The sequence below is a fragment of the Pseudomonas sp. WS 5410 genome (assembly GCF_012985645.1).
GTDB classification, from domain to species: Bacteria; Pseudomonadota; Gammaproteobacteria; order Pseudomonadales; family Pseudomonadaceae; genus Aquipseudomonas; species Aquipseudomonas shahriarae.
Genome location: NZ_JAAQWS010000006.1, coordinates 105,672 through 126,600, shown reverse-complemented (window position 1 = coordinate 126,600; position 20,929 = coordinate 105,672). Strand labels below are relative to the sequence as shown.

14 protein-coding genes are annotated in these 20,929 nt (G+C 56.9%); 3 read left to right on the top strand and 11 right to left on the bottom strand.

From position 1 onward, the window contains the following. The first annotated feature begins 56 nt into the window (after positions 1–56). The 3 genes from pglZ to HBO24_RS11390 all read left to right on the top strand — a co-directional run bounded on the left by pglZ (position 57) and on the right by HBO24_RS11390 (position 5,320). Positions 57–2,681: a BREX-1 system phosphatase PglZ type A gene (pglZ, locus tag HBO24_RS11400; RefSeq protein WP_047303159.1), complete on the top strand. Its 2,625-nt coding sequence runs from the start codon at positions 57–59 to the stop codon at positions 2,679–2,681. Positions 2,682–2,695: 14 nt separating this feature from the next. Then, positions 2,696–4,735, top strand: coding sequence for a protease Lon-related BREX system protein BrxL (gene brxL, locus HBO24_RS11395; protein WP_047303156.1), 2,040 nt, complete (start codon positions 2,696–2,698; stop codon positions 4,733–4,735). Between the two features lie 252 nt (positions 4,736–4,987). Continuing rightward, on the top strand, positions 4,988–5,320 hold the full coding sequence (locus HBO24_RS11390; RefSeq protein ID WP_047303154.1) for a hypothetical protein: 333 nt from the start codon (positions 4,988–4,990) through the stop codon (positions 5,318–5,320). 879 nt (positions 5,321–6,199) lie between these two features. Here HBO24_RS11390 and HBO24_RS11385 read toward each other — a convergent pair. The 11 genes from HBO24_RS11385 to HBO24_RS11335 form a co-directional block, all read right to left on the bottom strand. Continuing rightward, positions 6,200–7,777 (bottom strand): hypothetical protein, encoded by a 1,578-nt coding sequence (locus HBO24_RS11385; protein WP_170059730.1) that lies wholly within the window; start codon positions 7,775–7,777, stop codon positions 6,200–6,202. Positions 7,778–7,800: 23 nt separating this feature from the next. Continuing rightward, entirely contained in the window at positions 7,801–9,423 is a 1,623-nt protein-coding gene (gene terL, locus HBO24_RS11380; protein WP_170059729.1) for a phage terminase large subunit, read from the bottom strand. Beyond that, positions 9,413–9,751, bottom strand: coding sequence for a hypothetical protein (locus HBO24_RS11375; protein ID WP_170059728.1), 339 nt, complete (start codon positions 9,749–9,751; stop codon positions 9,413–9,415). Before HBO24_RS11375 ends, terL begins: the two co-directional genes overlap by 11 nt. Beyond that, positions 9,751–12,183 (bottom strand): hypothetical protein, encoded by a 2,433-nt coding sequence (locus HBO24_RS11370; protein ID WP_170059727.1) that lies wholly within the window; start codon positions 12,181–12,183, stop codon positions 9,751–9,753. Before HBO24_RS11370 ends, HBO24_RS11375 begins: the two co-directional genes overlap by 1 nt. A 60-nt stretch (positions 12,184–12,243) precedes the next feature. Beyond that, entirely contained in the window at positions 12,244–12,741 is a 498-nt protein-coding gene (locus HBO24_RS11365; RefSeq protein WP_170059726.1) for a KilA-N domain-containing protein, read from the bottom strand. A gap of 435 nt (positions 12,742–13,176) precedes the next feature. Beyond that, positions 13,177–15,114, bottom strand: a complete 1,938-nt coding sequence (locus tag HBO24_RS11360; RefSeq protein WP_170059725.1) for a hypothetical protein — start codon at positions 15,112–15,114, stop codon at positions 13,177–13,179. Next, the gene (locus HBO24_RS11355) at positions 15,114–17,120 is read right to left on the bottom strand and encodes a hypothetical protein (RefSeq protein ID WP_170059724.1); all 2,007 of its coding nucleotides are present in this window, start codon (positions 17,118–17,120) and stop codon (positions 15,114–15,116) included. Before HBO24_RS11355 ends, HBO24_RS11360 begins: the two co-directional genes overlap by 1 nt. Continuing rightward, positions 17,120–17,680: a hypothetical protein gene (locus tag HBO24_RS11350; RefSeq protein ID WP_262381517.1), complete on the bottom strand. Its 561-nt coding sequence runs from the start codon at positions 17,678–17,680 to the stop codon at positions 17,120–17,122. The genes HBO24_RS11355 and HBO24_RS11350 overlap by 1 nt, the downstream gene beginning before the upstream one ends. Beyond that, a complete protein-coding gene (locus HBO24_RS11345; RefSeq protein WP_170059723.1) occupies positions 17,680–18,129 on the bottom strand; it encodes a GNAT family N-acetyltransferase in 450 nt (149 codons plus the stop codon). The genes HBO24_RS11350 and HBO24_RS11345 overlap by 1 nt, the downstream gene beginning before the upstream one ends. 8 nt (positions 18,130–18,137) lie before the next feature. Next, positions 18,138–20,288, bottom strand: coding sequence for a hypothetical protein (locus tag HBO24_RS11340; protein ID WP_170059722.1), 2,151 nt, complete (start codon positions 20,286–20,288; stop codon positions 18,138–18,140). Further along, positions 20,288–20,869: a hypothetical protein gene (locus tag HBO24_RS11335; protein WP_222933241.1), complete on the bottom strand. Its 582-nt coding sequence runs from the start codon at positions 20,867–20,869 to the stop codon at positions 20,288–20,290. The genes HBO24_RS11340 and HBO24_RS11335 overlap by 1 nt, the downstream gene beginning before the upstream one ends. Between the last annotated feature and the right edge of the window lie 60 nt (positions 20,870–20,929).

Genomic DNA, 20,929 nt, shown 5'->3' with positions numbered 1-20,929 from the left:
TGAAATTTCCCACCCTGACCTCTCGTTTCCTGTTTCAGGCTTAGGCGAATAAGTGCATGAACACCCAACAACTGACCCAAGGCCTGAACCAGGCATTCTTCAAAGAAAACCACCGCATCGTTTTCTGGTACGACCCTGAGCAGGGCTTCACGGATGAGCTCGGCCAGCTTGATCTGCCCGGCGTTCAAGTGCTGAACATGCAGGGGCATTCCACCTTCGGTACCAAGCTCAAGCTGGAGCTTGAGGACACTGAAGGTAAGTACCTGCTCTATTTCCCTTGCGCCGAACCAGACGCGAATGATGACTGGCTGCTGGACATCAAGCTGTACTCGCGCAGTTTCTACGCTGACAAAGTGTCACTGATATTCAATGACCTGGGCTTACACCAGCAGATGCTCCGTGAACATCTAGCCAAGCGTGAGCGTTTCCTTGGCAGCAAGGCTCGTCTATCTGCCCTGAAGCGTTTGATCCAACCAGCGGACACTGAGCATGAGTTGGATCTGGCAATGATTGCCGTTGTGCTGGGTGCAAGTGGCAGTGACGTCATGACACTGCTTTGCACTTTGGCCAATGGTACCGTACGTGACGATTTGGGTCTTGAGCAGAACCCAGCGGTCATCGATGAGCTGTACAAGCTCAACCTGATGCCTGCGTTGCTACAGGCCCTGCGTGACGAGGTAGGCTATCCAGCCTCCATCGAGGAAATCAGTGGCGATAAACCCTTCAGCTTTGGGCATTTCCTAATTCGACTGCTGGCAACCGGGTTCTGCGAAAGTATCGGCGATATACCCAACTGGGCCTCAGCGATCGCTATCCCCTCAGCCAGCGCACGCGCTACTTCACGTGCACTGCTTTCCCGCTGGGGTGACAGCTCACGGTTTTACCAAGCCTATGATGAGATTTCCGGCTGGGTCGGTGAGGCCCTGCATATCACTCAGAAAATTTGTGAAATTTCGTTGGAGGGCCTGGCCAATGTTGCAACCTTCGAAGCCGTCGAGCGGCAGATCATAGTCGATCTGACCAAGGCTATTCCGGAGGCAGATCCGCGTGACCTCGATCTGTTTGCGAAGATCATTTCCGAGCGACTGGATAACTATTGGGCAACTCGCCATAAGGACGATGAGACACGCCGCAAGTACCGGCTGCTATACACGGCCCTGTCGGCTGCGATCGACCTGTTTACGCAGCGTCACCAGTACGCCGCTGGTTTCCACTTCACCAGTTCAGAGGCACTGTACAAAGCCTATGAGAGCGAGTTGTATCGCTTTGACACGGCTTACCGCCATTATTTCGCTGCCTCCCAGCGCGCCCACGTCGAGCTGCTGAAGAAGCTCGATGAGGCCGTCGAGCAGTGCTATGCGTATTGGTATCTCGATCAGCTCGGACGCTCCTGGGGCGACCGCGTTGAGGCCGAACAACGCTTGGAGCACTGGAAAATACCTGGCATTCCTAACCAGCATAATTTCTATGGGCGTTGGGTAGCGCCCTTGTTGGAGGGGCATCGTAGCAAGCGCGTTGTAGTGATCGTCAGCGATGCCTTCCGCTATGAAGCCGCCGTCGAGCTGTGCCAGCGCATCAATGAAAAGCGTTACAGCAAGGCCAGCTTGAATAGCCAGTTGGGCGTACTGCCGAGTTACACCACGTTGGGCATGGCGTCCCTGCTGCCACACCAGACGCTGGAGTATCGCGAGGGCAGTGATGGTGTTTTTGTAAACGGACTCAATACTGGCAACACCATCGCTCGCGACAAGGTTCTTGCCCAGCATGGCGGCATGGCCGTGACCGCACTTCAAGTCAAAGAGTGGTCCCGTGACGCTGGGCGTGAAGCTCTGAAGGATCAGCAGCTGGTTTACGTCTATCACAACGTGATCGATGACCGCAGTGACAAAGGTGGCGGCTCCGAGGCGGATACTTTCCACCACGTCGAGTTCGCCATTGAGGAGCTGACCGAGCTGACCCGCAAGATCCTCATGCACTTCAACACCAGCACGGTATTGATCACGGCCGATCATGGGTTCCTCTTCCAGCAGAGCAAGCTTGAGGCAGCGGATCGCACCTCACTCGCAGAGAAGCCGGATAGTGCGATCAAGAGTAAGAAACGCTATGTCATTGGCCATACGCTGCCTGCTGCCAAGGATGTCTGGCAGGGATCGACCAAGCAGACTGCGGGCACAACATCGGACACTCAGTTCTGGATACCCAAAGGCGCGAATCGTTTCCACTTTGTCGGCGGTGCACGCTTCGTCCATGGCGGAGCCATGCCTCAGGAAATCGTTGTTCCTGTGCTGACGGTCAACCAGTTACGCGGTGAGAAAGCGGAGAAACGCACCAAACGCAAAGTCGGGGTGATCTCGCCGAAGTCAGCCCTGAAGATGGTCACCAATATCCAGCGCTTTGACCTGATCCAGACCGAGTCGGTCAGCGAACAGGTGCTGCCGGTTACGGTTGCAGTGGCGATCTACGAAGGGGAGCAGCCGGTCTCCAGTGAGGAGGTTGTGACGTTCGACTGCGCGACGGATTCCATGAGCGAGCGCCTTAAACAGGTACGCCTGTCACTATCAGGCAGCGACTTCGACCGGCAGAAAGATTACTTCCTGGTGATCCGCGATAAAGATCTGAACACTGAGCTTGAGCGCTACCGTGTGACGATTGACCTGGCCTTCACCGACGACTTTTTTTGAGAGCACGAGACTAAATGGAAACCCAAGTGGATAAAGATCTCGATCAGTTGCTCAACGAGCACTTCGCCGGTCGCGTGGTGCGCAAGGATCTGACCAAGCTGATAAAGGAAGGTGCGAACGTACCGGTTTACGTCCTTGAGTACCTGCTGGGTATGTACTGCGCGTCCGATGACTCAGAGGTGATCGAACAGGGCCTGAAGAACGTCAAGACGGTTTTAGCGGAAAACTATGTTCGCCCGGATGAGGCTGAGAAGGTCAAGTCTCTAGTTCGCGAGCGCGGTACGTACAAGGTGATTGACCGGGTCACCGTGCGATTGAATGAGAAAAAAGATCGCTACGAAGCCTCTTTCAGCAACCTCGGCATTAAGGACGCTGAGATCTCTGCCGGCATCGTCAAGGAATACGAAAAACTACTTGTGGGCGGCATCTGGGTGATCGCAACCCTGAGCTATTACCACGAGGAAGGCCAATCGGGGTCGCCTTTTGGCGTCACGCTGCTCAAGCCGATCCAAATGCCGAACATGAACATGCAGGAGCTGTTCGCCGGGCGCGCAGCGCTGAATACACTTCAATGGCGCGAGGCTTTGATCCGCTCCATCGGCATGGAGCCCTCGACCCTGGATGAGTCCGTGCAGTGGCATTTACTGGCCCGCATGGTTCCCTTCGTGGAGAACAACTACAACGTCTGCGAACTCGGCCCACGCGGTACAGGCAAGAGCCATATCTACAAGGAGTGCTCACCGAACAGCATGCTGGTGTCCGGCGGCCAAACTACCGTCGCTAACCTGTTCTACAACATGAGCAGTCGCCGCATCGGTCTGGTCGGTCTTTGGGATGTGGTGGCCTTCGATGAGGTGGCCGGCATCAACTTCAAGGACAAGGACGGCGTGCAGATCATGAAGGATTTCATGGCCTCCGGTTCGTTTGGTCGCGGTCGCGAGCAGATGGAAGCCTCAGCCTCCATGGTCTTCGTAGGTAACATTAACCAGAGCGTTGAATCGCTGGTTAAAACCAGCCATCTGCTGGCCCCGTTCCCTGAGCAGATGATCGACGCAGCCTTTTTCGACAGATTCCACGCCTACATTCCTGGCTGGGAAATCCCGAAAATGCGCCCGGAATTTTTCACCAACAGGTACGGACTAATCGTCGATTACCTGGCTGAATTTTTCCGCGAAATGCGCAAGCGCAGCTTCGCCGACGCCATCGACAAACACTTCAAACTGGGTAACAACCTTAACCAGCGAGATGTGATCGCAGTACGCAAAACAGTATCCGGTCTGCTCAAGCTGCTCTACCCACACGATGTGTTCACCAAAGAGGACGTGCGCCAGTGCCTCGAATACGCACTTCAAGTCCGCCGACGGGTGAAAGAACAGCTAAAGAAGATCGGTGGAATGGAGTTCTACGATGTTCACTTCAGCTACATCGACAACGCAACCCTCGAAGAACACTTCGTCACCGTGAAAGAACAAGGCGGTGGTGGTCTTATCCCTGAAGGGCCAGGAAAGCCCGGTTTTATCCACACTATAGGCTTGAGCGGCAAAGGCATGCCTGGGCTGTATCGGATCGAACTGCAGGTGACCAAGGGTACTGGCAAGCTAGCTACCTCAGGTCTATGGAACTCCAGCTCTGCCAAAGAACAGGTGAAAATTGCCTTTGACTACTTCAAGGCCAACGCCTCGCGCATCAGCGCTTCAGCAAAGGTGCTCGACCATGACTTCCACCTGCATGTGGTTGAGCTACAAAACACCGGCCCTCTGACTCATATGGCGCTACCAAGCTTAGTCGCCTTCGCCTCTGGACTGATGGGCAGGCCTGCACAAGGGCAAATGATCGTCCTCGGCGATATGAGCCTAGGCGGCAGCATCACGCCAGTTGAAAGCATCGCCGAGTGCCTGCAAGTAGCTTTCGACGCGGGTGGTAAACGTGTAGCGCTTCCAATGAGTAGCGCCAAGGACATCCCCAGCATACCAGCCGAACTGTTCACCAAGTTCCAGACCAGCTTTTATGGTGAACCCGTTGAGGCTATTTTTAAGGCAATGGGCGTAGATTGAAACAAGTCCTTTTATTAGCCCGCTTGCGACTTTGAGGCGGGCTGTTGGAAACACCACTGATTCCGCAGACACCTCCAAGCCTCATTGGACTACCGGTACAATAGACGTCCCTGGCCTACACTTCTCTTCTTCAGGAATAACGGCCGGTAGAGAAGCATGGCAAGCATCCGCCTTGAGCATCAGTTTTCGAAATGCTGGCTTGGTTCATTGATTCACCCTTACAATTCCACTCTAACCAAGGAGTGCAATCGGATGGCGTTTTACATCGAAGGTATGGGTGAGGCTGTGATCAGCCTTCAAAATGAGGAATTTCGGGTTGACTCCGACACCTTGAAGCAAGGTGATACTGTCCAGACAAGTCAACAAGCTTATGATGAGGACGACGTCGACTTCGAAACTTCGTTCTTCACTACGTCGCAGGGTGAAACCACCGAAACAAGGCAGCTCTTCACTTGGAAGGTGAGGTACACCCAAGATTTCAGCACCGGCAAGCTTTCTATTAACGCCGCTCAGTGTGTAACCCCAGGCGTGATAATGATAAAAGACCTCGGTTTCAGCGCTGTAGCCGTGGATGAAAATGAGTAGTTAAAAAATTTGCACCGGGCGTTTTCTGTTGAGCGCCCATAGCCTCAGCCATTGCGTGCAATGACAATGGATGACCGCATAGCTACATCGAACCCACTCAATTTAACGAGCGTCGAGAAAGCCTTACCTTGTCAGTCGCTTCGAGCTTTGTCTGACAACACCATCTCGGGCCTTCCTCCGAACTCCAGAAAAACCGCCCCCTCTATAACGCTCACCATGCGACGATCTCCACTCAATTGATGCCAACGCAAAGGGGTCCCGCCTGCGCCGCCCCCCAAGCCCTCTCACTGACGCCAAAAGCACCTCACTGTTGCGGATGGTACGGAACTATGCCACCCGCAGTACAAAAACACCTGCCTTACACAGTTGGTGATCGATCTCACCCTGATTTGCCATATCCTTCAGGTGGTGATCAGAAAAAAGTGCTGAGTACAACTCCTCGTGCCGATATCAGCCAGTACCCGTCAAGAGAAAGTTCGCGACAAGGAACAGACCGCAGCCAATACAGTCAGGACTGGAGCTTTGACAGAGCTCAACGCAACGATGCCCTGTATGGCACTCTACGAGCCTTTTGCTAACGGTGACCCAACGGTGACCAAAATGATCAAACCGCAGAAACAACAAAGCCCGGTCGTTTCCGAACCGGGCTAAGTCATTGAAAAATATGGTCGGGACGGAGTGATTCGAACACTCGACCCCTAGCACCCCATGCTAGCGGACGTGCCGAAATGCCTTAAACAGCAACACCTTACGCAGGCGCCCACTGCAATCGACGCCTAACGATGTTTAACGTGGATTCACGAATCCCCGCAAATCTCCCTACAGGCTTTCACCATGAAAGTCCCTGCCCCGGCGTCCTGCCGACGAACACCCAACCATCTACGATTTGCCGGCCTTCAACCGTAGCCGCCAAGAAGCCGGAGTCATTGCAACCACCGCCCTGGTAGATTTGTTCGCAATAGCTAACCCCTGAGCCGCAATGTTCATTATCAGCTGAGTTGCTGAAATCTCAGTGCTAAAACCAAAATTGTTGGCCCCGCTGACCAAACACTGGTGGGTTCCAAGATCGACAACCGAGCCAACTGCATACCCAGCGTCCGCCGTGGTGCACTCGGCTTCAACCGATGTTCTTACTGGTCGCGCCGCCAAACCATGGTTTAAGGTGATCGTGCCGCCGATGCCCCAGGTTTGGTTGGTCGAAATGTAACCAAACTCTAAGGCCGATATGCGAGATGCAAGCGATGCATACGCGGTTGCCAGGGACGCAGCCTCGGCCGAGCCAAGCGCCGTGATAACCCCGAAAAGTTTGGTCATCCAGGCGCCGGCTGCGTGAGTCGGGAAGGTCTCCGTGCCGGTCCGGACAACACGAGAGGCGTCAAACGTAAGGTTCCGCAAACCGAAGTTCGTACCTGCTGAACCTGCCGCCGAACTGGGGATTGGACTCATACCGAATGCACCGCTAGGGGTGATATTTGGATTCGCGGTGGGGATATCACCGGCGAGAGTGGCAGTAATGTTCTGAATTTGGTCCTGCTTGATCAGCACGGCTCCGCTGCCGCCACGTTCGAACGCTGCACCCAGAGAGCCAGGCGACACGCCGTTACGGTCACGCATCCGGAACTTACCAGCACTTGAGTTTGCAACGAAGCATGCGCGGTTGGCTGGATCAGCATTCCACTGGGCTTGGGTCACGGTGGGCAACAGGCCAGCGTCGAGCGCGGCGGCGAAATCCGGGTAAACCGCTCGATCCAACTCCTGTCCATCGTCCAAGGCATGGCCCGCGAAAGGCTGTGCACGATAACCCCATGCTGACATGCCGAGCTGCACCGCTCCGTTGACAACCGACTGCGCAGACGCAGCAGATGCGGCGGCGGCGGAAACGGATGCATTCTTAGCATCGGTCGAGACTGCAGCAGCCTCACCAGCAGCAAGCGCAGACGCGGCAGCCTGTTCGGCAGCTTCAAGGGCAAGTGCCGGCTGTTGCTCCAATTGGGCCATGGTGAGGTTGGACGTAATCGGATTGCCGTCCGAATCGAAAGCCAGCATTTTCAATGCTCGAGCGGCCTTCACAGGTAATGAAGGAATTCCTTCCGGCTCCAACAGGCTCACCGTCAGCGCCAGATTGCTATCCCGGCTCAACTGCTTGACCGCCAGCCACAACCGGTCAAAGTCCGGGTTGACCGTCGATGACTGGAAATCCCCATTCATCTGATAATCCGTCAGACGCTGGAACGGCATAACCATCTGGAAAAGGAGGTCGCCGGCGGGCGGCACGGAAAACGTGCAAGAGCTTTGCGGGTTTCCGATCCCAGCTAAGGTGAAGCCATTCGTCACCAGCACGCCATTCAGCGTGATTTGCAGGTCAGTAGCGGCCAGCAACAGAAAGGGGATGGTGTATACGGTCGCCACGCCATTGGCCGCGTAGCGTTTGAACGTTGGTCCAGGTTGAACTGACATGGTGAGCCCCTAATGGTGGCGGGCTAGTAATCGACCTGCACATCGTGCGTGCCCGCATCTGGACGCCAATTGTCCCGGCGGGTCTCTGTCGGTTTCCCGACTATTCGGCCAATGCGGACTGGGGTCTGGGCGATGCCGCCGGCACCGGAGTCGATGTAGTCGTCTTCCTGATTGGTCAACGCTGGGTTGAAGTCACGCATTTGGTCCCAGATGATTTTCAGCACCTCGATATGGGCCCACAGGAAACGAGCTGACAGCGGGGATTCGAAGGCGTCCAAGATACGCTTTTGCTTGTTGGCGCTGGAATGCTCTTCCCCTACCCCGCAGCCGGTGCCCTTCAATGCCTGCTTCAGGATCGCAGGGGCGAAGCCGCCCGGGCCGTTGGTCTCGATGATCACGCGCGGGATTTGGTACCGAACCACCAGTTCGCGGATCTGATGGACCTGGCCCCCATTGATCCTGCCCTTTTCATCGAACTCAGCGATTTCCCCGGTGAGCCCCACGGCCAGGTGCCAATAGAGCTGCCCGCGCGCGTCGGTCAGGATCAGCGAGAAGGCCGAGGCGTCAGACTTGATTTTGCCCAGGGAGCAATCCCAATACGCAATCGCGCCAACGATCTGTGTTGACCCCAGGTACATGGCAGCCGCGTTGTTGGCGTAGCGCATAACTGGCTGAACGTCGTAGGGGATGATGCGCGCAGGGTCCAGGCGAACCTCTGTGACAGGTTTCGAGTGGAGCTGATATTGCGAATCCCATTCGTTGATGGTGCGGGTTTCACGGCGCCGGGTTTCCAGGGTAGCCATGTCGAAACGTTCAGGCCAGGCGCTGCCCGCGTAGCAGTCCACCAGGGTGCCGGGCGGCGTAAAGAAGGCGATGCCTGTTTTCGTCTGCTGGTAATCCTTGCCCAGCACCAGCACGCGGGCGTGCTTGCCGATACCGGAAAACACCACCTCGGGTACGAACGGCACGTCATATGCGTTCTGCTTGGCGTCCTCTATCCGGTGTTCCTGGGCGAACATGCGAATGGTCAGGCAGTCCGCCCCCATGCTTTCCAGTTCGTCGTACAGGCTGTCATGCGTGTGCGGCGTGCCGATATAAAGCTTGCTGCCCCCAGGCACCAGAATGTGCGTCTGCTCACCCAGGCGGTAGCGCAGCTTCTCCCGCGCCTCGGGCGTCTGGATGTTGCGCGGCACCTCAACGTCGTCGTTCTGGCACTCGTCCGCACGGGCTGACGTGACGTTCGACAGGATGCCCTTGGCAAACATGCTGGCGTTACGGAAGTCCGACGCACCCTCAACCCACCACTGTTCAACCGTGCCCTGATTAGGCGGCAACAGGTGGCGGGTAAGTGGATGGTTGCGGATAACGTTTTGCGTGTCGCGACTGGTCTTGTAAGCCGTGGGGTCCGACTCGGACTGGTGCAGGATTCGATAGGTCGGGTCTTTGTAGTACAGCCAGGCGTTATAGATCGCCAGCAACGTCGATTTGCCGAAGCCCCGGAAACAACGCAAAACGGCCAGAGGCCCTTTAGCCTCCAGCCATATAAGCGCTTGCACGTGGATAAACGGCACATCCCAACGCATGCGCCGCGCCCACAGCATGAAGAAAACCAGCAGGCTGACTTTCTTCTCTGGGTCAGTGGGCATTCCCGGCCTTCTGCATCCGATCGATAATGGCCTGGGCCTCACGCTCGGCGGCAGCAAGTTCGCCGTCCAACTCGTCAACAGCATGACCAGCGTCCGGGGCTGGCTTCTGTCGGTTCATGATGCCGGCGATGTTCACCACCTTGAGCAGCAGGGTCATGGTGGCGGCCGCGTTCTTCTTGCACCAGTAACGGTCCCCGCGTTCCTGTTGGGTCAGTTCGGTTGGGCCCTTCTCTGCGCCTGGCCAGTTGTGAGGATCCACCTCGGTGATAACAACTTCGCCAAGACGCTCGCTCAATGCCTGAAGCCGGGTGATCTGATCGTCGCGCATTACTTCTCCCCCACTGCTGCGCCCAGGTTCGGCGCGCGATCTGGTGTCATGTCGCCCGGTTCCCACCAGAACTCCTGATCGAAATCTTGAAGGGCTCTCTTCTGCATGCGCCCCAGATATCCTGGAGACAAGGTCTCCTGCATGTCCTGTATCAGCGCATGCTCAATCGCCGACTTCGTGTACCAGCTGCGCAAAAACGGAGTGTTTTGCCAGCCTATACGCAGCAGATTTGCTCCTACGTCGGTCGCATCGGTATTTTTTTTGAAAATTGGGGCTCCTGCTGTAAGCATCAGATCGGCCAAGGTGCCAAATACCGGCCCGGCAAGACCGGTGATGTTCGGTTGCCCACCCTTGTTATTGCCGCCAAGTCCTGTGTCAAACAAATCCCCCAATATCCCCACCCCGCCACCGCGCAACATTGCCTTCCACCAGAACATAGGCTTGGTCATATCCTGCGGGTCACGGCCGTTCATGATGTCGAGAAGTTGATTGGTCACCGCGCCAGCCACCAGAAGTCCGGACGCTATAGATGCTGAATAGGCAAGCTTCCCTCCCGTCGTCTCGATCTGGGCGGCACGCCGCCAGTGGCGCTCAAACATGGCCACGCCGAAAGACTTGAAGAGCGTGAGATCACGCAGCAGTTCGCCACCGTGCGTGCCAGACTGGGTGCCTTGTCTCATTGTCGCGCGCGTCATCAGGCCAGGGCTGATCGCTGTAAATTCAGATTCTTCCTGGATATATCCAAGTAATTTTCCAATGGCAGCATTCTTTTGCTTTGCGCTGAAGCCTGTCAGGCTCGCAACTGATTCAGGAGTAAGCATCTGCTGCCCCCGCCAGTCTTCTGGGCTGGCAGCCTGCCATACCTCCCAGTCCTTTTCCGTGACCCCGTATCGCTCAAGCCGGCCCTGAAGTTTCGCGTCTTCGCCCCACGCCTTGCGCGTGTCGCCAGCCATGCGGGACATGATTTTCACAGAAAACCCACGCCTGAGAGCATTGGTCCATGCCTGGAGAACGGTCACCTTCATGGTTGCGTTTGCGAGCTTACCGGTCCATCCCTGGGCCAGGTTGTCTGAGTGGAAGTTCACCATGTCATTGGTGATGCCATCCATCGCCAGAGCCATCTGCGCGGCCTCTCGGCGGTAGGCAGGGCTGATGCTTTTCATTGCCTCTACCAACGTAGAGCCTGTCGGTACTCCGTGGTAAGCCGTAGTTCGGGCCAGCGATATGATGTCGCCGGGCACGGAAGAGATAAGCGTCGCCTGCAATTTTGCTGCGGTCATAAAGTTGCGGAGCCCTTGATGGAACTCTGCAATGCGTGCATTGGCAGGAGTGCTAAGCGTCCCATTTAAGGTATTCCACACCATATCTGGAGTGGTGAAAAACTCCATCTTGGCGCCTTTGTCCTTCTTGGCGGCCGTGTCATTAAGTAGACGGTAAGTCTGAGCAGAGTTTGGTCCAAGCTCTTCTATCATTACAGTGTCTTTGGTCATGGACCGGATAGAGTTTTGCATGGCCTCGAACACCGAGGTCGGTCCGAACTCGGTCATGTAATCGAGATAGGCTCCCCCATCTTTGAAGTGGATCTGCCGGTGGGCATCATCAAACTTTCCGCCTCGACTAGATCCGTGTCCGACGCCCGGCGTCATTTTATTAAGTCCGTTGGTGGCGAGCGTTTCGTGCGCGGCGGCGAGGAAGTCCATAACCCCGGCGTCATCCATCTGCGTGCCGTCCTCATTGAGATATCGCCGGCGATCAAGGCGTGGAAGCACAAACGACGCCCAAGCATCCTGGCCAGCTTTGACGATTTTGCGCATGTCATGTGGCTGAGGCAGCCAACCATAATCAAGTCGCCCAATTGCAGCACCGGCCGCATTCAGGCGCTCGCGTACAGCATCCATCTGATCGCGCCACACCTTCGCAGCCTTCGCCGCCACGCTGTTACCAGTGTCACTCCCATAGACTTCGTTTACGAAATCTCGCTCTGCCGCCTTGTTGGTGATCAGGCCAAGAAACTTTGGTGATGCGGCTTCGATAGTCTCCATGATCGAACTGACCGTGCGGTTCACCTCTCCCTTTATGCGACTGTCCACTTGGCGCAACCGCTCAAACAGGGCTGAGTGGAATGGTTGCTTTCCGCCCAGCTTTGCAGCCCGAGAATCGAGATTCGCAAGTTCTTTGGTTTGAGCAAGGATATTCAGCCCCTTGCGCTGGGCGGCCTTATCAACTGCGGCCATGTGATCAGCCATTGCAGCCTGAGCTGCGTGCAATTGACGCTGGCTTTCGGTCATAGAGTTAAAGGTGGTGGGGTCGGTGCGGGAAAGGTCACGAACGTGAAAGCTGATTTTATCTTCGATGGCCTTGGCCTCGCCGGCCTTGAGGGGGCGGCCTATGGCTTGCTCGACTTCGGTGATGCATTCGGGGCGCATGGGCATGGCGCTGCCTCCTGTTGGGTTGGAAGGCAGCGTATGCGGGTGACAGTGTCGGCTTCCCGACTATTGAGGGTATGGTTCGAGGATCAACTGCAATTGCTGGGCAAGTCGCTCGACATCGCGCCGCTTGGCTTCCTTGCTCCAGCGCCAGCGCGCCAGACTCTCAGCGCTGCTGCTGGCCACCTTGGTTCCTTCGCTCAGGGCCTCACAGGCTTTGGAGTATTGACCGACCACATCAGGCTCTCCGCGTAGCAGGGCGTCGATGTGCATGTCGCACCACACGGCGAAATTGACATCAAGCCAACGAGCGAAGCCCACAGCAAGCTTTGGATGGAGCCATGTACCGCCATTACGGCCGCGCTGAGCATAGATTAAATCCCCGGAATTCCGGGTATTTAAGGCATCAGCAAGTGCAGCAAGATATTGCTGGGTTTCGGAGTTGGCAAGCCAGTGATCGACGCGCTTACCGAAACGCTTTGCTGCGTCCGTAGCATTGATCCACCCGCTGCTATTGAAGCGGACGGGCTCGCCGGCGTACTGGAAGGGAATAATCTTAGACATATCGTGCACCTGCTCCCAGGGAAGGGGGACAGGCACGAACGGTGGGAGCACGATTGGCGTTCGTTTTCGGGAGCGACCCTAGCCTGTCACCACCACTCTTTCGAAGTGGTGATGACAGAAGAGTCAAGCGAGCAGGGTGTCGGTTTCCCGACTATTTGACGAATCAATAAGGCTTTGGGACAAACCAGGACAATACAAAAATCGTTGCTAACGTTATGCCCGACGCCTGCCATACGCCTTCTATTCTAAAAACCAACGCAACTAAGAACACTGCTATTGATACGCCCTGAGCGGCATAAAACAATGTTGTTAGGCGACGTCCTCGCCCTAATGCCAATGGCTCCCGCAGAAGCTGATAAACCATTTTTGCAAAGAAAGCGGCAACAATGAGTAGCAACAAGCATCCGACGAAATAGACCGACGTCCTGTCCATATTCAGCCTCTCAATAAACACTTCACGGCAGCCATGAACGACTGCCCCTCCTTGACACCCAACTGGTGCTCGGCCTCTATCTCGGCCAGGGCATCCGCCGCGCGAACCTTTATTGGGTTGCCATCGGCATCGTAGCCGGAATTTACCATGACCTCGGGGTTACGACTTACAGCATCGCGTACAAGGTCGATTTCAGAAGCCTGAGCATTCGCAGGCGACTCAGCGTCACCTGTTACAGATCTGCCGGGCTCGCTTATCACTCCAGCCTCAGACTTATCAGAGGCAGTAACTTTTTCCGCAGGTGCTTTACCAGCCTGTTTGCCACCTGGGTTGCCTGCAACTGCTTGCTTCTCTACATCGTTCGATTCCTGATTATCTCCCGACCGGGCCCTGACCTCTGGTTCGTTATGGCCGATATCCCTAAGTACACCATCAAGCTCGACTGATAGCTGCTGCTCATGTGTCTGCCGAACACCCTCTTTCACAGCATTGGTAATTTTGGATGGCTCAAACCCCCTGATGATGGTATCCGCGCGCTGTGTGATGCGATCTTGAAAGCGCTTCGGAACCTCGCCCCGGTCCATGGCATTCAGATCGGCCCGCGCCTGTTGGGCTGAGCGGTTGCCGTCCAGGCTCTCCGTCAGCGCTGATTGGCGGTCCGTTAGTTGGGCGCGTTCGTCGGCGATAGCTTGGCGCGCCGCCTGCTCGGCCTGCTTGCGGGTCTGCCCCTGCTGCTGGAAGTCCTTGGCCCGCGCCTTGAATGAATCGTCCAGACCGTCAAGCGACTTGCGCAAAATCGCAAGTTCACCTTTCACATCTTTCACGTTTGGCAAGATGCCGGCGGCTTCCTGCTCGAGCTCGACGCGTAGCTTCGGCTCCAGATCCTGGCGGGCGGTGGCTAGGGCAACATCACGTGACGGGGCAACAGGCTCTACCGATGTTTCCTTGCGAAGAAAATCACCCCTGAACCCATCAATAACAGTGACCGGCTCGCCTCGATTGAGCTGAGCTAGAGCTTGTGACAGTTGCTCTCGGTGCATGTTTGCGCTTGCAGGGTCGACCGGGGCACCGGGAGCTGCCCCGTCCTCGAAGTGGACAGCTTCATTTTGCACCAGCGCAGAATCTACCTGCTCTTGCGTTGGGCGGGGCCGCCCAGTAACGGCGCCTTTAATATCTCCAGCGCGGCCAGCTCCAAAGAAAAAAGCCCCCATAATGGCGTCTGCAACCATTGCCTTACCGTCCAAGGCTCGATATTGAGCAGCCTGAGCGTGGTACCCATTACGATCCAACAGCTCGGCAGAAGCGGCGCGCTGAGCGACTCCGATGCCGACGTTCGCCCCCACGGCAATAGCAGCATCTCCCGCCAGATTGCTCACGAACTTTGCGCCCGGCAGCCCTGCCCCAATCGTGGTTGCAACCCCCTCAATAAGACCGTGAGCAGTTGCCGTGGCGTCATCCACCCCATCCGCCTTGGCGATCTGCGTTGCGGTGTATCCCGCTGGCGCGCCAGCTGCCAGAGGGCCGGCAACAATCCCAGCAGGGCCAGCAAGCACTGTCGCAGCAACCGTGCGCGGCAGGATTTCCGCTGCGCTGTTGAGTATCTGGCCGGCGATCCCAACTGCCCGAGGATCCGGCCTCAGCGTCTTGGCAGACTCAGCAGTATCCTGACTTAATCGCGACTGCTCATTCTGCTGAGCCTGAATCTGCTCTTCTGCTCCGTCAGGGAAGTACAGGCTACTTAGGTTAAGGTCCTGCTCAAACGAGGCTGAGCCGGCTGACTGCGCAAAATTGCTGAGCGATATCCCACCCAGCAACAATGAGTTACCAGAGCCCTTGCCAAATCCTTGCCAAATCCCTGGTTCTGGCAATTTATCGGTGCGCTGAATACGGTTATCCAGGTTGATGGCATTCGCCTCATCGAATCCGTCGAGCCAGCTCATTAGGGTTTCACCATAAGTTCTTGACCGGTTTGTGGGTCCCGCTGAATCTCGCTACCGTTCATTAGGTAGTAAAAGCCAGGGCGTCTGGGCGCTGCCATCAGCGGCATACCTCTGAGGAGGTCAGCTGGGAGCCTCGTACGCCCAGCCATTGCTTCGATCTGGGTGCCGACCGAACTGGAAAAATCCTTGTCAGGCATGCCGTATGGCTTGATCACCTTGCTGCCAGCCCATGTAGTGACACCGCCGGTCGCCGCCTGAATGGCCTGCCTGGAGATTTCAGAGTCCAAGGTAGCGCCATTAAACTTCGTGGCCTTGCGCTCCGACAGTGCGGCGTATGACGCTCGGTAAGCTTGAAACGCCCTATCGCGCTGGTCAGACCCAGCCGGCATAGAAAAGCCAACATCCTTGTCAAATCCGGCAAGCAGCAAGTCATCACCAGGCATTGGCTTTGATTTGTCGCCAAGGATTTTCCGGCCCTCCATGATGGTCTCGGCCAGGCTTGATCCGTCTGGCAGCTTGTAGCCTTGAAACGCAGCTCGCCCAGCGGTATCGGCTAGCTTGTCATCGCCAACAAACGGATGAATCGCCGCCGCATATTCAGCCTTGTCCTGGGTTGCCGCGCCGATTACGCCGAATATCTGGATCTTGGTTTTGTCATCGATTGACGGGGCGGCGGACTGGATCATCCCCCGCTCTGCCTCGGTCCATGGGCTCGGATTGACAGTCGTGCCGTCTTTTCTGCGAATAGAGCCAGCGATAAGAAAGCGCTCGCCGAGTTGGGCTAGTAGCTGCTGTTGCCCTTCCGGGGTCGCGACACCTGCCATGTTGATGGGCTCTATTTGCGTGCCGTTTGTAATTGCGCTGTAACTGATAGGGTCTGAATTGCGCAGCTTTTTCCGCTCTGCGCTCGCCGACTCCAATCGATTTAAGTTTTCAACGTCTGCAGCGCTGCCTCCGTTTTGCTGAATGTTGGCCTTGAGCTGCGTCAAATATTGCTCCTGCTGGGTATCCGGCAACTGCAGAAGCCACTGTGATTTATTCATCTGCTGGATTCGAGAGTCGTATTCACCTTGCATGGATGTACCGTGCAAGCTGGCCTTCCATTGCTGCTGTAGCGCTGGAGTCGGTGGCACTCCCAGTGAAGCTTGCTTGTCCATTTGCGCGAGGGTTCGCTCGGCTTTCATTTCTCGCATCATGGATTGCTGCTGCTGATGCTGCTCAACCTGGAAGATTCGGCCGGTGACGGTGTTGAGCAGTTGGTTACGCTTGTCCGGATCCAACTTGCGGGCGTAGAACCCGTCTTCAGCGGTGAGGTCGTGTTCAAGTTTCTTCAAACTGTTGATGCTTTCCCGCGACTCGATAACCCGCTGAGTGGCGTGCGTAGTCCAGTTGTTGTCCTTGAACTGCTGCTTCTTGCTGGCCCATGCCTCACCAAATGCCAGGTGGCCGGCGGTGTCCACGTCTTCGGCGTCCATGCGCTTGTTGATCAACTCGACATCAGCACCAGGCATTGCGGCATCTTTGCCCAGCATATCCATGCGGGACGATAGGTCGCTCTGGGCGGAAAGGATCCTGCCCTTGGCCGCTGACGCCTCGATGTTGGCCAGGCCGCCCAGCTGGATGCGCTTAAGCGAATTGCCAATCTCGCCCTGTTGGGCAGCATCAAGCCCGGGCGTGTCGATGGGATCGAGCTTGGCCACAGCAGCGTTGTAGGCTTCTGGTGCCTTTTCATAGCTGAGCTTGCCCGTGCGCATCTGCTCATCAAGGTCCGTGGCAATGGTCTTGATCTGCGATTCACGATCGATAAGTGAGTTGCTGGCCTTCACCCGGGCTAGCGCCTGATCCTCCCTGTTGCGCTGATCAATGATGCCGAAACCGACGTTTTGCAGCGTTCCGGCAATCTGCTGGTTGGCTCGATCTTGGGCGCGAGTATCCGGAGCGATAACCCGATTCTGCGCAACCTCAGTCTGTACGCGGGTGCCTGGGCCAAGTGGTATCTGAGCCATTAGGAGTTCCTCACCCATGCCGCGTTGGTATTAAGCCCCTGATCTTGGCCCTGCATATTTCGCCCAGCGGCCGATGCCTTCCACCCCGAATAGATTTGGGCACCACCCTGCATCACCGAGCTTACCGACTGAGCATTTGCGGTGGACCTGGCCTGTGTGCCAGCGAGTCGCATGTTGCTGGAGTCCGCATAGCCGCGAGCCTTCTGGTTTTGCCCGTTGAAGATGGTCAACACCGCGTCTTCCTCGGCATTACCGATGATTTCCTCGTTGATGTTGATCGCGGAACCTTCACCGGTCTCAACGCCAGAGCCTGCAAGCGCCGCGTTGGCTTCACTGACCTGATTGCGTGCAAGGCGACGGATACGGTCGGCCTGCACCGTGGCGGCGCTTGCAGCTGCATCAGCGTCCAACTGGGACTGTTCAGCCTGGGCGTCTGCGGTTTTCTCCGCTGCCTTGCCAGCCTGTTGCGATGAATAAACGGAATACGCCGTGCCCGCGACAGCAGCGCCGGCAGCGATGTATCCACCATATGCAGCCATAAACGCAGCGCCGGCGGCCATTATTTGAACTCCATTTGAAAGAGGGGCGCGAACACTTCGAACCCCAATGATTGATACAGCTTCGATGTGCCTTCGACGTTGAGTTTCGTGCCAATGCCAAGCTGCACGTGGCGTGCGCCACGGATACGGGCCCACTCGACAAACGCCAGGATCAAACGGCGCGCAGTGAACCCGCTGCGGCGCGAAGGCTCAATGAACACTGAGTAGTCATAGGCGATGGTCTCTTCACTGAACCATTGGTCAACGATGCCGCCAGCCATGCCACCAACGACTTCACCGTTGATTTCAGCCACGAACACCACGCCGTTGTGCCCGTTGATCAGCTCATGCAGGAAGGCCGCCGACTTCTCGGGGGAGAACGCCAGGGCGGAATAGCTGCTGATGTCGTGCAGCATGGTGCCCAGCTCGATCAGCCGGGGTACGTCGGAGTGTTTCGCGGCTCTGATCATGGTGGGCCTCAGTCGTTGAAGGTCATTTTTTTAATGACGCACAGCAGGTGGAACGGCAGTGGCTGGTTTTGCTCGATGACGATTGAGGCCCTTCCACGATCCCAGCCAAGGGTCTCTATTCGCTTGTCACCGGTGAACAGCTCGGGCGGCTTGTCCAGTTCCTGCGAGCCCAGTTCCCGGAATGCCAAGGGTTGTCCGTCGACATCGCAGCCGGTCGTTTGCAGGAAGCGGAGCGTGATTTCGGCAATGCGCATGCTGTTGCCCTGGGCGCTGCCGGTGTTGCCCTGAATTTCTGGTGTGAGGGTTTTGATCTTGGTCTTGAACGGCAGGCCGATCTGCACCTTGAAGGCGTTGCGCGGAATCGTTACCTGCCCGCCGGTGACGGTTTGCTGCTGCATGACCACGTCGTCAGCGACGATATCGACCACCTTCCCTTCCAGATGGGCAAGCCCAGACCACACGGCGGCGCCTGGCTCGCTGGTAGCGCTGATACCGCAATCAACCCGAATACCGGATGTGAAGCGCTCAACGTAGCGCGTCTGCACGCCGTTGACGGTTCGGTTCACGATGGCCCACATCTGCTCGCCAGTTTCCGTCGGGATCGATGCAACCGATTCAAACTGGCCGTCCGTGATTTGGCGGGCCCAGCCAACAACGTCCTGATCCCGGTCAACAGTGAGGGTCGCGATCACGCCATCGTTGCGCACCAGGAACAGGATCGACTCCGGTTCTTGTTGGTACGCCATGTCGATGATTCCGCTCTCCGTAGCGTGTTCAGACAGCACGGACATATCGGGGGAGCCGTAGCTGTCTGAGTCGTACTTGTAGGCCATTGCGCGCAGCTTCCGATTGCTACGCTGGATGAAATACAGCTCGTTCCCGATCCGCACAGGCTTCACGTTGTTGCAGCCATACGCCGAAGGGTTCTTGGTTTGCACATTGGTCGGAGTGATTGGCTTTTCAACACCACCGGTGATGGTGAATTCGCCGCCATACGTCAGCGCTATCAGTGCGTTGATCTGCGCCATATGGGTGATTGGGTTGATCTGGTCACTGGAAAGGGTGAACGAGAGCGCGTCGTCGTCTTTGGTGCCAAGTTCAAAGTTCAGGTATTCGCTTGTGCGCGATTCCCACCATGTCTGTGGATAGTTCGGCGAACCGGCCGCGACAAGGCGCTGCTGATACAAGGTGCCGGTGGATGGATAACCGTCGATGTCATTCCAAACTGAGCCCTCGACCGACCAGGCGTTGGCCGGGGATGCCACGGCGGACGTGATTGCGCCGCGAACAATGCCGGAAACCACGGTGGTGCTGGACACCGACTGAATCTCGACAAGGCCACTGTTGACCTTGACGAACTTGCCAGCGTCATCGCTGCGCCATCCTGCTGCGCCCAGCGTCAGGCTGATCACACCACCAACAGTGCCCACCGCGCTCGGCGTCAGGGTTGTTTGCGGGGATCCCTTGATTGACCAGGCCGCCATGGGGGTAACCGGGAACTGGGTTACCACTTGGACGGTGGCCACCGTGGCGCTAACAACCGCTGTGATCTTGGCGATGCCACCGCCTGACCAGATTTCACGCCCTACGTCAGCCGCCAGGAACGCCGCGACAGACGATGTAAAGGTTCGCCCGGTGCCCACCGTCACATCACTGATGGTAGCCGAGGTGATGAAGCTGATGCCCTTTTCGTCGAAAGGCTTGGTCACGAACGGGGCGGCCGCCAGGCTCCACTGCAAATCCGCAATCCGGCGCAGGCGCTGGATGGGCACCTGCGTGTTGAAGATGAACATGGTGTCGGCGCCCTGCACGTAATCAATCGTGCTGAGCATCGCCTCTGTGTACGGGCTCACCAACTCGACACCCGTGTACGTGCCATCCAGGTAATAGATCCGCACGTACAGATCGCCGAACTCGCACATGTAGGCCTGGGACTTGTTGAACACATACGGTATGAGGCGGGAACGCTTGGCGGGGAACTTGGTGACAGCGGCGAACAGGGTGCCGTCGCGTCGGGTGCAACCGCCATGCACCAGGGGCCAGGCGTTCTGAATAATCTCGGCGCCGTTCTGGTATCGGGCGATATCGACACGGCCCAGCATGCGCGGCGAAAGCTCGCCGGCGGTGAAGTTGGTTTGATTGATCGTCAGGCGGGCCATTATCCGTGCGCCCCGAAACGAGCCGCGTACAGGCGTTCATCGCCCAGGGTTTGCGGGGGATCTTCCTGGCCATCGACAGCACGGGCCACCTTCTTGGCCATGGCCAGCTTTTGATCAAAGCCAGCTTGCAACGCGGCTGACTGAGTCAGCGGATAGGCCATTGCAGCCGCCATTGCGAGGGTGAGCAGTTCGACCAGGTTGGCATCCCAGGTGTTTTCTACTTCGTTCAGGTACACGTATCGCAACTGCACCGACGTGGCGTCAGCAAGGATGCTGCGCCCCTCAACCAAGTAATCGATCTGCAGTCCAGCCTCGCCCACCTCGAGCACGCGCAGGAAGTCGGCCGGCAGCTCAAACTGATTGGCGTAGCCGAACGCTGGCGGCGTGGCATCAGGGGCCAACAGCACGCGCTTGATCGTGCAGTTCCATGGATGGGTGCGCAGCAGGCCGTCACGCACGGTCGGATACAGGTTGGCCGCCAGCTTCGCCCGGTCTGTCGGCTCATTGAAGTCGTTGATCGTCTGGGCGCCCAGCATCAACAGGGCGTTGGAGCAGATCGAAACGCCGGTCGCCATGCTCATCGTAAAACCTCCAGATAAAAAGACCGGGGCACGCGGCCCCGGTAAATGTTTTGCCTTCCA

Coding starts and splice junctions, on each gene's coding strand:
- HBO24_RS11370 (WP_170059727.1), bottom strand. CDS start 12,183: ATGCCCATGCGCCCCGAATGCATCACCGAAGTCGAGCAAGCCATAGGC.
- HBO24_RS11345 (WP_170059723.1), bottom strand. CDS start 18,129: ATGATCAGAGCCGCGAAACACTCCGACGTACCCCGGCTGATCGAGCTG.
- pglZ (WP_047303159.1), top strand. CDS start 57: ATGAACACCCAACAACTGACCCAAGGCCTGAACCAGGCATTCTTCAAA.
- HBO24_RS11385 (WP_170059730.1), bottom strand. CDS start 7,777: ATGTCAGTTCAACCTGGACCAACGTTCAAACGCTACGCGGCCAATGGC.
- terL (WP_170059729.1), bottom strand. CDS start 9,423: ATGCCCACTGACCCAGAGAAGAAAGTCAGCCTGCTGGTTTTCTTCATG.
- HBO24_RS11340 (WP_170059722.1), bottom strand. CDS start 20,288: ATGGCCCGCCTGACGATCAATCAAACCAACTTCACCGCCGGCGAGCTT.
- HBO24_RS11390 (WP_047303154.1), top strand. CDS start 4,988: ATGGCGTTTTACATCGAAGGTATGGGTGAGGCTGTGATCAGCCTTCAA.
- HBO24_RS11365 (WP_170059726.1), bottom strand. CDS start 12,741: ATGTCTAAGATTATTCCCTTCCAGTACGCCGGCGAGCCCGTCCGCTTC.
- HBO24_RS11375 (WP_170059728.1), bottom strand. CDS start 9,751: ATGCGCGACGATCAGATCACCCGGCTTCAGGCATTGAGCGAGCGTCTT.
- HBO24_RS11360 (WP_170059725.1), bottom strand. CDS start 15,114: ATGAGCTGGCTCGACGGATTCGATGAGGCGAATGCCATCAACCTGGAT.
- brxL (WP_047303156.1), top strand. CDS start 2,696: ATGGAAACCCAAGTGGATAAAGATCTCGATCAGTTGCTCAACGAGCAC.
- HBO24_RS11350 (WP_262381517.1), bottom strand. CDS start 17,680: ATGGCCGCCGGCGCTGCGTTTATGGCTGCATATGGTGGATACATCGCT.
- HBO24_RS11335 (WP_222933241.1), bottom strand. CDS start 20,869: ATGAGCATGGCGACCGGCGTTTCGATCTGCTCCAACGCCCTGTTGATG.
- HBO24_RS11355 (WP_170059724.1), bottom strand. CDS start 17,120: ATGGCTCAGATACCACTTGGCCCAGGCACCCGCGTACAGACTGAGGTT.